The organism is Butyrivibrio sp. FCS006 (assembly GCF_000424525.1).
Classification (GTDB): domain Bacteria; phylum Bacillota; class Clostridia; order Lachnospirales; family Lachnospiraceae; genus Butyrivibrio.
On sequence record NZ_KE384204.1, the window covers coordinates 487,542 to 500,998 of the forward strand.

Below are 13,457 nucleotides of genomic sequence, written 5' to 3' on the forward strand. Positions count from 1 at the left end.
ACGGTATGATAAAAAAGATTTTAATGGTTTTGGACAGACACCAGAGATCAAGGGTGTATCTGCTTCTTCTTATGATCCTGGGAGGAGCTTTTTTGGAAACTTTTGGTGTTTCTGCCATCCTTCCGCTGGTTTCGGCTGTTACAGATCCAAGTATTATTGAGACAAACAAATATTTTAGTACCGCTGCTAATTTTCTGAACATACATGACAGTAAGCTATTTATTCTTGTGATGGCTATAGCTCTTATAGTTGTATACGCCATAAAAAATGTATACCTCATTGTTCTCAACGTGGCGCAGAACCATTTCTATACCAACAATTTAAGACGTATGTCAGTGCGTCTGATGAATTGTTATCTGCATCAGGGTTATCTTTTCCATGCAGACCATAACGTTGCGGAGCTGGAGAGAAATGCCAACAGAGATGTTTCCAGTTTCATGTATGTTCTTAACAACGTTTTGATGCTTATCACTGAGTCTTTGGTATGTATTTTCCTGACTGCATTTCTTTTGCTGACAGATGTCTTTACCACATCACTTATGATAACGATGCTGGGTGCATTCCTTCTGTTCTTTGCTTTGGTAGTAAGGAAGAGACTTAAGTATTACGGTAATTGTTCCAGGGAAAAGGATGCGGACAAGAATAAATACTTCCTTGAGGCTTTTGGTGGGATCAAAGAGATCAAGGCCTCAAGTACAGAGAAGCACTTCCTGAAGAAATATGAAGATGCCTACAAGGGGTTTGCTTACATGGAACAGAAAAAGCTAACACTGACATATATTCCAAGACCACTTATGGAGTCAATTTGCATCTGTGGACTGCTACTTTTTATGGCCATTAGGATCATCATGGGATCAGATGTTAATGAGTTTATTCCTATCATGTCGGTATTTGCAGTTGCAGCTATCAGAATGCTCCCATCCTTCAACAGGGTCAGCGGCTATCTTGGGTCCATCATGTTTTACAAGACTTCTGTTGATGCTTTATACAATGATCTGGTGGAAGCTGAAAGACTGGAAAAGGAAGCACCTGTTTCCGAGGAGGAGCTGATATCAGTTCCCAGTGCAGACATAATTGCGGAGCATATTGATTTTGCCTATCCTGCGAGACCTGATAAGAAAATCCTTGATGATGTGAGTATACGTGTTCCATGCAATAAGTCAGTTGCATTTATTGGACCTTCCGGGGCGGGGAAAACAACTCTGGCAGATCTGATACTTGGAGTATTGGATCCTCAGAGCGGAAGCGTCACAGTGGGAAATGTTGATGTAATAAAGTGCAGAAGATCCTGGCACAGAAATATAGGCTATATACCACAGTCTACATTTCTTATGGATGATACTATCAGGGCAAACGTGGCCTTTGGGCTGGACAGTAAAGATATTGATGATGAGAAAGTCTGGGAGGCGCTTAGGGCTGCCCAGCTTGCAGATTTTGTCAAAGAACAGCCGGATGGAATTTACAGCAGCATCGGAGACAAGGGCGTAAAGATATCCGGTGGACAGAGGCAGAGGATCGGTATTGCAAGAGCTCTTTACAACAATCCAAGTGTGGTTGTGTTAGACGAAGCTACCTCTGCTCTTGATAATGACACTGAGAAGGCGGTTATGGACGCCATATATCAACTTGCCGGTAGGAAGACCATGATCATTATTGCTCACAGACTTACCACTATCAGGAACTGTGACGTGATATATGAGATAAAGGATGGAAAAGCTACAGAAGTAACTTATGATCAGATAAATCAGGAATAATCAAAATGAGTTGGAGGGATCAAAGCTAAAGTCATGCCCATTAACAAGTTTATTGCTACGGCTTACAAGAAAATCGTCATAGTGAACATGCGGGTCATACTTACTTTCCTTTGTCTGATCGCTTTTTTGAGTACCTGTACCCTGAAGTGTGACATATCGGAGACTACATTTTTTATTGATGATTCTTCCGCGAAGAACGGTTTGATCATTTTATTGTTTGTGGCTCTTTTCTTTTGGCTCAGGAAGATAAAATGGGGCAAGAGGATAGTGTTTTTGCTTTTTATCCTGGCCTTTTCGCTGATTTGGGTTTTCGTGACCAGATACACACCAAGATCCGATCAGATGGCCATATTTGCAGGTGTTGAGGCGCTTTATAATGGAGAATACTCTTTATTTGGACCCACCTCATATTTTATGAAAAACCCACAGCAGTACGGATTGGTACTTATTTATTACCTTTGCTCCAAAGTTGTATTTGGAAATTATGTGCTGACGTACCAGATACTTAATGCACTGGCAGTAGTATGCTTCTATAAGAAACTGGGTGATGTCTGTACTCATGTTGGATTGGAGAAGAAGTACCAGACAATTCTATCCTTGATTGGACTTATTTTTTTCCCGCTTGTGATGTATACCTCGTTCCTGTATGGGACATTGCTTGGGCTTGCCTTTGCTGTGATGGCCATAGATTGTGAGATACTGTTTTTTGAAAAGGGCGTTATACAATACGGAGTTTTAGCTGCAGTATTGGCTGCACTGGCTATAGTTGCTAAGACAAATTTCCTGATTTTTGTGATAGCTATGCTTATTTATGCCGCAATAGAACTCCTTCAAAAGATAGATGCTAAAAAATCGGGATTTTTAGCATTGATGGTCATTCTTCTGGTTACCGTTCCGGGACTTCCAAGTAAGATAGTAGAAAATATCACCGGAATACCTGAGGCAGATTCAATTAGCGCCTATGCTTTTATAGCAATGGGACTTCAGGAAGGTCCAAGGGCTAATGGATGGCACAATGGATTTGACAATGACTCTTTTGTGGATAATAACTACAGCGCAGAAGCTCAGAAGGAAGTAGCTATATCAGAGATAAAGGACAGGATTAGTATTTTCAAAAATGACCATGAATACGCTGTAGAGTTCTTTTTGCTCAAGCTTGCTTCACAGTGGAACAATCCTACCTTTGAATGTTTCTGGATAAATCAGGTCTGTGACGCGGATATTGTGCAAAGTGATTTTATCAAAGGGATAATGTCCAAGGAAGGAAGTACCAAGGCATATGGCTTTCTGGACGCTTTTATGCTTGTAGTGTTGCTTGGTGCACTGGCTGCTTTCTGGCTCGAAGATAAGTTTGAAGTGAAGATGCTTACCTTTGCTACGGTATTCATAGGTGGATTCATATTCCATATCTTTTGGGAGGCTAAAGGGCAGTACACTCTTCCGTACTTTGTACTCTTGTTCCCTTATGCTATAAGAGGGTATGAAGTTTTAACGGAAAAGCTTGTTGCTCTTAGGAAGAAACTCTTGACAAGGGACTTTAAATCTGTTGATTACATAAGGATAATGCAGTTTGTCTGTGTATTGGCTCTGATACTTTTAGTCATAGGAGATAAAAGAGGAGCCTTATCTAAAGACACTGAAGCCTGGATACAGTATTTGGAAATGTGATGGTAATTGAGCGCTATGAATAATAAGACACTGATAATTGAACCGAGAGGAGGCTTGGGGAACAGACTACTGGCTATTTCCTCAGCTATTAATCTTGCCAGAGATTGCAATATAGATAAGATAGAGATGCTATGGGACAACATCAATGAATGCGGGTGTAACTACGAGGATGTTTTCTCGAAACTCCCGTTTAATTTCCGTGTTAAGAATCTCAAGTTCATAAATGAATCGTACATGACCATGCTTAAACATGGACAAATAATTAAGGCTGTTTGGAAAGCATGCCAGAGAGGGGCTTTTGCTGTATATAAATTATGCGTAAAGTCTTATCAGTTTGAAGCCAACAGCATTAAAAGCGATGAAGAACAGGCGCAGCTGAAGAAAAAGATTTTGGAGCACAATGGGAAGCGTGTTTTCATAGAAAGCTATAACAAATTCTATGGCGAGGTGGATCTTTCTTTGGTTGAATTTAATACTGAGGTTGTTCAAAAGGTTTCTGAATACAAGGAGAGCCTTGGCGAATACGATGCCATGCATATCAGAAGAACCGATAATGCGGAGGCAATAAAGAATAGCCCAACTGAGCTTTTTTACAACAAAATCGCAGAAATTGTAAAAGAAAAAAACGATGCAAGAATATATCTTGCAACGGATGATTCCGGAATTCTTAAGGATCTTAAGGAAAAGTATCCTGATAACATCTTCTCTGAGGCGTCAGGAGCTGTTTCCAGAAGAACCGCAGAGGGTATACGTTTTGCATTGTATGAGATGCTGATCCTGGCTGGAGCAAGAACTTTATATGGAAGTTATTTCAGTACTTTTTCCCTTATTGCGAATTGTATCGGGAAGAATGAAATGGTAGTACTCCACATAGATAAGAAATAATAAAGCATAAGGACAATAGTGAGATTAATAGTGACAATGTCCAGTACCAGGGAGATTTAAAGGTTACATATATCATTCCGTCATAATTGGCCGGGAGATTGAATGCGACCAGAAGGTTTTCGCTGTCATGTATCGGATACTTATTGCCCTGTTCATCTACGACCTGATAACCGGGATAATTTATTCTCGGGAGTGTTATTTCGATATCGTTTCCGGAGTTTCTTACGTGGAAGGTAAGGTCTAATCCAATATTTTCTATATCTGATACTTCTTCAAAATTTCCTTCGATTTGTCCGGAGAATTGTTCATAGTCTGTAGATATGAAAGTATCTCCAACAATTTCTGCTCGTTTATATTCGTTTGTACCCTTATAAAAATATGTTGTCTCATCTCCATAGTGCTTCATGGAAGGATTAAATGCAAATAGAGAAGTAAAAACCAATGCTCCAAGAATCGCCAGGGAAAAACTTACATTTATTGCGGATATAAAGGTGATGTGGCTGTTACTATTCTTGTTTTCCAAAGATTGTAGAATATAGCCAAGAAGGAGTGTGAGCATCACACAGGCAATACCCAGATAGCGCCAAGGGAATTCTATTTGTGTGAGTATTCTTGTGGCTCTGAAATCTGCTAATGCATCCCATGGGAAAAAGTTTAACGGCAAAATAAGGAAAAATAAGGATAAAGCAGATAATATTTTTATCTCAGTGGAGGCTCTTTGAGTTAACCAAAGATATAATGAGAAAATTAAAGCAACCATAAGCAGGAGCCCTGGTGTCAGTTGCACATGAGAATTAGGATCTGCGGAAAAGAAAGTAAATATCTCAGCTACACTGAGACACTGATCTTGAATGCGCATTCCCTGCTGCATGTTTTTAGTGGAGAAAATTGTTACGTTTGCAATGTAATCTAAAAACGGAACCAGGAAAAAGGCGCTGGCAAATAGCGCAGATATCGCGCCTATGATAAATGATCTTATGGAGTTAAATCTGAATGTCTTTTTGGCAAAAACTATTACAAGCAGTATGAGTGAAAATCCGACCATGGTGGTAGAGAGTACGTGTGAAGTTACTATTCCTGTCATACCAAGGCCTAAAAGAAGACCGTTGTAAATGTTATTTGCAATTCCCGTATTGTTGTCATCTATTATTCTATAGAATCCGTAAGCTAATAATGGAAAGAACATCAATGCAATGTATTCCCCAACGGAATGGCGAATATATAAATCGGTCATTCTGTATGGATTCAGACAATACGCAAACGTCAAGATGGTAGAAATAGATTTGTCCTTAAATATACCTTCAAAACATTTGAAAGCCATAATTGCTGTGAAAAGGTTGATCACAGTGACAAATATTTTGAATGAAATGGTAACGGAAAAACCTAAAAGCCTTAGAAAGGCTGGAAAATAGAGCATAATATCGCCATAGAATATAGGCAGAGGATAGCCATAGCCATCATTCCAAAAAGAATAAATTCTGGCGGGAAAATGATGAGTTCTTAGTTCCTTTAGGATGCCTTCTATGCGATAAACATGAAAATCAAGGTCGTGTCCGTCACCGTTAAGGCCGCTAAAAAGGAGCGGCAGGCAAGATAAAAAGGTAACAAGGATGATCAGAACCCAAACGTTTTGGTTTTGAGAATCCAATGTTTTATATTTGGCGAAAAGATTATAGAATGCCAGAATAGCTAACAGGAGAACAAAGCCCTTTTTCAGTAGAGCATTTCTCATGAAATCCTGTGGAAAGAAATGAAAGAAAGCAAAGGTAAGAATATATAAAACAACAATGGAACATTGAACTAATATCCTTTTTTTTAAAAGGTTTTTAAAATTCATGGGAGGCCTTCCTCCTTTTAGCATAGCCTTCAGGGATTATTTAGAATGATCAAATCCAAGGTTTTACGTGTTATTAGCAGTTGATTGTTGTATAATACATGATGACAGCCTGCATATTACAACGGGTATTATATAATAACGTGTAGGCACTGTCAAAATAGTGTGACATAGTAAGGAACTGAAATGAACGAGAAAAAACTCGCCCCCGTAGCTGTTTTTGGCTACAACAGACCAGATAAGATACAGAAGTGTGTAGAGGCTCTGGAGAAGTGCGATTTAGCATCATCCACTGAGCTTTATATTTTTGCAGACGGATATAAAAGCGATAAAGATAGGGAGACTGTTGAGGCTGTTCATAAATGGGCTATTTCTTATGAGGCTGATAACCATGCGTTTGAACACGTTAAGGCGGTTGTTAAGGAGAGAAATGCAGGATTGGCAAACAGCATCATTTCCGAAACAACGGATTTATTGAATAAATATGGGAAGGTCATTGTTGTTGAAGATGACTTGATCGTGGCCCCTTCATTTTTGAAGTATATGAACGGAGCTCTGGACTTTTATCAGGACGATAGTGATATATGGGAAATTGCTTCTTATGGCTATGATCTTAAGGCTCTCAGGCACTATAAGCATGATGCATATTTGTCATACCGTGCGAGCAGCTGGGGATGGGCAACTTGGAAAGATAGATGGGACACTGTGGATTGGGAGGTTTCTGACTATGGGGAACTTCAGAACAATAAAGAACTTCAGAAAAAGTTCTGTAGAGGCGGCGGAGACCTTTATCCCATGCTTCAAAGACAGATGCGGGGAGAGTCAGATTCCTGGGCTATCAGGTGGAATTATGCAGCCAGCAAACAGGAGAAGTTGACAGTATATCCGAAGTATGGCCTAGTGAGTAATAAGGGCTTTGATGGGAGTGGAACTCATACAAAAGGCCAAGCCCCGGAGAATATTCTGAACTTTGGTACTGAGGTTAAGTTTGAAAATTTAGCATTGGATTCGCGGATAACAAGAGAGTTCTATCTTCTTCACACAGATACGCTTGATAAAAAGATCAAGAGGAATCTTTCGTTCCAGGGAATCGTGAAGATACTAAGACGAGTGTTTAAGCCGGAGTAAGAAAACAAACGATGAACATAGTTTTTTTGAAGTTATACATAACCAATGAAGTGAATAATGCCTTCTATAACTCCCAGGAGATGGGACTGGCAAAGGCGCTGGTGGAGAAGCATCCGGAGCATCATGTGGATATAGTGATGCTGTCGGAGAGTGTTTCCAAGAGACAGTATAGTAAGCTAAGGGCGGAAGTTTTAGGACAGGATGAGGCTGGCGACATTAGAGTTCATGTCCTTCCGGCAAAGGGCTTTGGACATCATGGCTTTATTGAGCTAGGGATCCTTAAAGAGCTGAAGGCGGACCTGGTGCACCTTCTGGCAGACAATATGTTCTATGCACCACAGGTTATAAGTTATTGTCTAAAGAATGATATTAGGTGCCATCTATATATTGGGACGCTTTTTACGGACAGCAGCAACGGATTGAAACGGGCGGTTTCGAGAGTCATGATGGGACGGAATCTTTCAGCCTACAGGAAAGTTCCTGTATATGCCAAAACTCCTTATGTGCTAAAGCTGCTTAAGGAAAACGGGATAGAGGCGAAACTGGCACCTGTGGGGATCGACCCGGAGAGTGCTCAGGGGCATGATGGAGTCACGGATGTGCTTGAAATACGTGAGCACTATGGACTGCCCTTTGCAAAGAAGATTCTGCTCTTTGTGGGAAGACTTGAGGATTACAAAAGGCCGTTGGAAGCAATCCAATTACTTAGTGATTTGGCTGACAGCTCTTTTCATCTGCTGATGATTGGGGACGGGGAGTTGTCTACGAGCCTGGACGAGCGCATCAAGGAGCTGGGACTTCAGGGCAGAGTGCGCCGTATTCCCAAGATCCCTAACTCTGAGATGAAGGATATCTATCGTGCCTGTGATTTCTTTGTGAATTTCAACAGGGTTGAGATATATGGCATGGCAATCCTGGAGGCCATGGTGAATGGGTGTCCTGTAATAGCCATGAGAGCTCCGGGGCCTGAGTTTCTTATAGATGATGGAAGGACTGGATTTCTTTGCGATTCGGATGAAGAGATGAGGCGGAAGATAGCTCTTTTAACAAGGAATGAGGACCTTCGCCGTGAGATGACTGAAAAGGCCAGGGAACATGTGGCCTCGGAGTTGACCTGGGAGCGGACTGTGGAACTGTTCGAGGACTGGAACTGAAAACTACCTTGACAAATAGCGATAGCAAAGTATTATGGGAAGGACAGAAGATTCAAATGGCGAAGTACAAGAAGTTTGTGTCTGTGGTGGCATATCTGTGCAATGCAGAAGAAAGTGTTGAGAACTTCATAGAAAATGTGATGGGGCAGAGCGAAAGGCTATTTGAGAAGTGTGAGCTGGTGCTGGTAAATGACGCTTCCAATGATGGAAGTCTTGAAAAGGTTAAGGCTTATTTCGAAACGCATCCGGCAAACTTTATGGTGAGTATTGTGAAACTGGCCACAAGGCAGGGACTGGAGACTGCCATGAATGCCGGGCGTGATCTTGCCATCGGGGATTTTATCTTTGAGTTTGATGACATGTTTGTGGACTATGACATGTCAGTTATTGGAGATGCTTTTGAGGAGTGCCTTAAAGGGAACGACGTGGTGTCTGTTTCAGCGGACACAAGGATCAAGCTTTCTTCAAAGCTCTTTTACCATGTATATAACAGGTTCAGTGGAGCACAAAACCCCATTGGAAACGAGACCTTCAGGCTTCTGTCAAGGCGGGCTGTCAACAGGGTCAAGGCCATGGGAGTATATATCCCTTACCGCAAGGCTGTGTATATGAACAGCGGGCTTAAGGTTTCCGGAATCAGGTATACACCTGTTACGGGGCGCGAGGCAAGAGGAGAACACTCCGTCAAGAAGAAGAGGGCAGGTCTGGCAGTGGACAGTTTTATTTACTTTACCAATGTTATGGAGAAGGTCTCGTTGGGAATCAGCGTGGTGTTCTTTATTGTGGCACTTTGCGTGGTGATCTACGTGGCCCAGAGCTACTTTATGGATGAACATCTTGAGTCCGGATGGGTTTCAGTTATGGGATTCTTGTCGATCGGTTTCCTTGGGATTTTCTCTCTGCTTACGATTGTCTTGAAATACCTGTCGGTGCTGGTGAATCTGGTGTTTAAGCAGCAGAGGTATCTGGTTGAGGATGTGGAGAAGATTTCCGGGAATTGATGATGGGAACAATCAATAGTTATGACAAAGTAATAATTGGCGCGGGGCTTTATGGTCTCTATGCGGCCAACTACTGTGGGAAGCGCGGGGAGAAGGTGCTGGTTATTGAGTATGATGATGCGCCTTTTAAGCGTGCTACTTATATTAACCAGGCCAGGGTGCACATGGGGTACCACTATCCAAGGTCTCTTTCCACAGCGCTTAAGTCCGCCGGGTACTATCGCAGGTTTCATGAGGATTATGGGTTCTGCATTTTGGATAAGTTCAGGCAGATTTATGCCACCAGTGAGCAGTTTTCCTGGACTAACGGGCAACAGTTTAAAGAGTTCTGTGCTGCTGCCGGGATCATGTGCAGGGAAGAAGCAATCTCGAGATATTTCAAAGATGGATCTGTGGATGGAGCTTTTCTAACGGAAGAGGACACTTACGATGCAATGATATTGCGTGATTACTTTCTGAATGAGATCGGGAAGATGCCGGGGGTTGAACTTAGGTTCGGAGCGAGGCTTGAGTCTATTTACAGGAGTGGGGATAAGTATGAGGTTGAGTATGGAGTGGCCGGAACTAAGGCTGATGGTACGGGTGCTGGTAACGGAGGAATTGTAGCTGCTACGCCGTATATCTTAAACGCAACTTATGCTTCCTGTAATCAGGTACTGAAGAAGGTGCAGGTGGAAGATGGAGATGGTGATGCAGTTGATTTCAAGCCTTTTGGGATCAAGTATGAGCTTTGTGAAATCATCTTGTGTAAGCCTTCCGATGCGCTTAAGGGGTATGGCTTTACGGTGATGGATGGACCATTCTTTTCCATCATGCCTTTTGGTAAGACGGGATATCATTCGCTGACTTCCGTGACCTTTACGCCACATGTGACAAGTTATGATGAGGTGCCGAAGTTCTCCTGCCAGAACGGAGTGGCATGTTCTCCGGAGCAGCTGGGGAATTGCAATGAATGTCTTAACAGGCCGGCTTCTGCTTTTGAATACATGAGTCATCTGGCAGATAAATATCTGCTTCCTGAATACAGTTACACCTATGAGAAATCTCTTTTCTCCATGAAGCCCATTTTAAAGAGCAGCGAAGTAGATGATTCACGGCCTACGACCATCAGGGTCAGCAGTATGGGGCCTAAATTTGTGAGTGTGTTGTCTGGGAAGATCAATACGGTATATGATCTGGATGAATATTTGGAATAAATAGTTTGGAGATGAATAAATGACGGTAGATATACTTTTTCCGGTGCTGAATGAACACCTGCGTCTGGAGCGGGGAATCAGGAGAACAGTTGAATACCTGCAAGAGAATAGAGAGGTTTTGGAGAGAGAAAGCTCTTTTACACTGACGATAGTGGACAATGGTTCGGATGATGATACCCCGGAGATTGCAAAACGCCTGGTTGATGAGTTTGCGTCTTTGGAAGGGGACTATATCAAGGTCCGGTACTTCAGGCTGGAGCAGAGAGGTGTTGGAATTGCCTTCCGGAAGGGCGTTGAGGAGTGCGTTTCTGACGTGGTTGGATATATGGACATAGACCTTTCAACGGATATCGGATATCTTAGGAAGATGATTGAGATATTCAGGAACAGACCTGACATTGTTTATGTGAATGCCTCAAGGTTTGCCAAGGAATCGGATGTTTCCGGAAGAAAGTGGTACAGGAAGATCACATCCCAGGGACTTCTTATCATCTTAAAGACTGTTTTGAAGATGAAGAGCACAGATGCCATATGCGGCTTTACTTTTGTGAGAAAGCCACAGGCGCTACAGCTGGTGTCAGAGTGTTCCAACGACAACGGATGGTTTTATATGATCGAGTTCCTGCTGAGGGCAGAGCGCGACGGCATGAACATCCTGGATATGCCGGTGGAGTGGGTGGAAGACTACGACACCACGGTTAACGTCCCCAAGACGATAAAGAACTATCTGATCAACATAAGACGACTTAAGAAGGAATTTGACAGGGAAGACAGGATGAGGAAATAAAGGAAATGGAGGAACTGATATGCTGAAGAGAATAGATCTTTCCAGGGATTACCACAAACATAAGGAAGAATATATGGCTGCCATTGAGGCTGTCTGTGAAGAAACGGCTTTTTCCGGCGGCTCTTTTGCTGATAAATTTGACAAGGAATTTGCAAAGTACTGTGGCGTTAAGTATGCAACCGGTGTGAATAATGGAACGACTGCGTTGCAGGCGGCTATGATAGCTCTTGGCGTTGGACCTGGGGATGAGGTCATTGTGCCGGCAAATACCTATATTGCCACTGCCTGGGGCGTGACACATGCCGGAGCCACACCTGTTTTTGTGGATTGTACAGCTGATACCTGGGAGATCGATCCCTCTAAGATAGAGGAGAAGATCACTGATAAGACCAAGGGAATCATAGGGGTGCATCTGTATGGACAGCCTTTTGATTTTGCAGGGGTAAAGGCCATTGCTGATAAGCATGGACTTTTCGTTGTGGAGGACTGTGCACAGGCCCATGGAGCTGAGTTTGAAGGAAAGCGTGTGGGAGGCCTTGGAGATATCGGCTGCTTTTCTTTTTACCCCGGCAAGAATCTGTATGCCTTCGGTGAAGGCGGATCCTGCACTTCCAACAATGAGGAGTATATCGACACAATTAACGTGCTGAAGAACCAGGGATGCCGTGTGAGATATTATCACGAGAGGATTGGATACAACATGAGACTTGAGGGTGTTCAGGGGGCAGTGCTTTCTGTGAGCCTTAAGTATCTTGATGAGTGGACTGAGCGCCGTCGTGTGATTGGAAAGCGCTATATGGCCGGTATCACAAATGATAAGTTTGTGCTTCAGGCACATCCGGAGAATACTGATCCTGTGTTCCATCTCTTTGAGGTTCAGGTGCCTGATCCTGATGATTTCCTCTCTTACATGGCAAGGAACGATGTGGAGTGCAACAGGCATTATCCTGTGCCTTGTCATCTGCAGAAGGCTTATGCAGATCTGGGATACAAGGAAGGAGACTGCCCTAACGCTGAGAGACTGGCTGCTCACTGTGCAACACTGCCTCTTTTTCCGGAAATGACGGACGAAGAAGTTGAGATGGTTATTGACCTTTGTAACAAATACTAAATATCCCTGTGTGTCTATAGGGACATGTGTGATATAATTACGATGCTTGACACAGATAAAGAATTGCTGCTTGCTTCGAGGATTTTTTAGGTATTACAAAAATGAACATAGCTGTTTTATTGACGTGCCATAATAGGAAGGAGAAGACCATTAGCTGTATTAATGGTCTTTCTTTTAGTGATGCAAATATTCACTTTATAGTTGTTGATGATGGCAGCAATGATGGAACAGTGGAAGCTCTTGAAAGTCTTCGTGTCACACTTGAAAAAGGCAAAGAGTTGACTGTCATTAAAGGGGATGGCAATCTCTTTTATTCAGGAGGAATGAGAAAGGCAATGGAGTTTGCCCTACAGCAGGACAGATATGATCTGTATGTGCTGGTCAATGACGACGTCTCATTTGATAGAGGGGTTCTGGATAAGGTTGGAGAATTGCTATTAGATACCGATACGGTTCTTGTAGGAGCAATGAGAGGCAGTGACGGTCATTGCACTTATGGAGGAGTCAAGTATACTAGCGGTATTCACTATAAGATGATAACTCCTGAAGATGATGACAGACAGTGCGATACCTTTAATGCGAACTTTGTAGCTGTACCTGCCGGAATATTTAATAGCGTACCAATAATGGATTCTCACTACAAACATAGTCTTGGGGATTTCGATTATGGTCTGGCAATAAAGAGAGCCGGATACAGGATAGAAGTAATGCAATCTTATGCCGGAATATGTGAGAATAATCCATCAAGTGGCACATGGAGAGATGTGGGACTTTCAAGATTAGAAAGGCTTAAAAGGAAGGAGTCTGTAAAGGGAGCACCTTTTAAGCAATGGTTTTATTTTTTGAATAAGAATTTTGGCCTCTTCTATGCAATACTATATTCTATGACTCCGTACATTAGAATAATAATCGGAAAATGAAAGGAAGTTACAAATACTA

The 13,457-nt window shown here is 42.4% G+C and carries 11 protein-coding genes; 10 read left to right on the top strand and 1 reads right to left on the bottom strand.

Features of this window, described 5'->3' with window-relative positions; genetic code table 11:
• Window positions 1-5 precede the first annotated feature (5 nt).
• The 3 genes from G633_RS0113465 to G633_RS0113475 all read left to right on the top strand — a co-directional run bounded on the left by G633_RS0113465 (window position 6) and on the right by G633_RS0113475 (window position 4,307).
• A complete protein-coding gene (locus G633_RS0113465) occupies window positions 6-1,754 on the top strand; it encodes an ABC transporter ATP-binding protein (RefSeq protein ID WP_026520228.1) in 1,749 nt (582 codons plus the stop codon).
• A gap of 342 nt (window positions 1,755-2,096) precedes the next feature.
• A complete protein-coding gene (locus tag G633_RS0113470; protein ID WP_207638115.1) occupies window positions 2,097-3,422 on the top strand; it encodes a hypothetical protein in 1,326 nt (441 codons plus the stop codon).
• A 15-nt stretch (window positions 3,423-3,437) separates the two neighbouring features.
• Window positions 3,438-4,307, top strand: a complete 870-nt coding sequence (locus tag G633_RS0113475) for a hypothetical protein (RefSeq protein ID WP_026520230.1) — start codon at window positions 3,438-3,440, stop codon at window positions 4,305-4,307.
• On the opposite strand, the gene G633_RS0113480 is transcribed toward G633_RS0113475, so the two are convergent.
• Window positions 4,249-6,144 (bottom strand): hypothetical protein, encoded by a 1,896-nt coding sequence (locus G633_RS0113480; protein ID WP_026520231.1) that lies wholly within the window; start codon window positions 6,142-6,144, stop codon window positions 4,249-4,251. The genes G633_RS0113475 and G633_RS0113480 overlap by 59 nt on opposite strands.
• Window positions 6,145-6,327: 183 nt before the next feature.
• Here G633_RS0113480 and G633_RS0113485 point away from each other — a divergent pair, with 183 nt between their 5' ends.
• The 7 genes from G633_RS0113485 to G633_RS0113515 all read left to right on the top strand — a co-directional run bounded on the left by G633_RS0113485 (window position 6,328) and on the right by G633_RS0113515 (window position 13,438).
• A complete protein-coding gene (locus tag G633_RS0113485; RefSeq protein ID WP_026520232.1) occupies window positions 6,328-7,269 on the top strand; it encodes a glycosyltransferase in 942 nt (313 codons plus the stop codon).
• Window positions 7,270-7,295: 26 nt separating this feature from the next.
• Window positions 7,296-8,423, top strand: coding sequence for a glycosyltransferase (locus G633_RS0113490; protein WP_196804268.1), 1,128 nt, complete (start codon window positions 7,296-7,298; stop codon window positions 8,421-8,423).
• Window positions 8,424-8,479: 56 nt separating this feature from the next.
• Window positions 8,480-9,424, top strand: a complete 945-nt coding sequence (locus tag G633_RS0113495) for a glycosyltransferase (RefSeq protein ID WP_035771421.1) — start codon at window positions 8,480-8,482, stop codon at window positions 9,422-9,424.
• The gene (locus G633_RS0113500) at window positions 9,424-10,620 is read left to right on the top strand and encodes an FAD-dependent oxidoreductase (protein ID WP_242838875.1); all 1,197 of its coding nucleotides are present in this window, start codon (window positions 9,424-9,426) and stop codon (window positions 10,618-10,620) included. The genes G633_RS0113495 and G633_RS0113500 overlap by 1 nt, the downstream gene beginning before the upstream one ends.
• A gap of 19 nt (window positions 10,621-10,639) precedes the next feature.
• Window positions 10,640-11,407: a glycosyltransferase gene (locus G633_RS0113505; protein WP_026520236.1), complete on the top strand. Its 768-nt coding sequence runs from the start codon at window positions 10,640-10,642 to the stop codon at window positions 11,405-11,407.
• A 19-nt stretch (window positions 11,408-11,426) separates the two neighbouring features.
• On the top strand, window positions 11,427-12,518 hold the full coding sequence (locus G633_RS0113510) for a DegT/DnrJ/EryC1/StrS family aminotransferase (RefSeq protein ID WP_026520237.1): 1,092 nt from the start codon (window positions 11,427-11,429) through the stop codon (window positions 12,516-12,518).
• A 101-nt stretch (window positions 12,519-12,619) separates the two neighbouring features.
• On the top strand, window positions 12,620-13,438 hold the full coding sequence (locus tag G633_RS0113515) for a glycosyltransferase family 2 protein (RefSeq protein ID WP_026520238.1): 819 nt from the start codon (window positions 12,620-12,622) through the stop codon (window positions 13,436-13,438).
• Window positions 13,439-13,457: the final 19 nt, after the last annotated feature.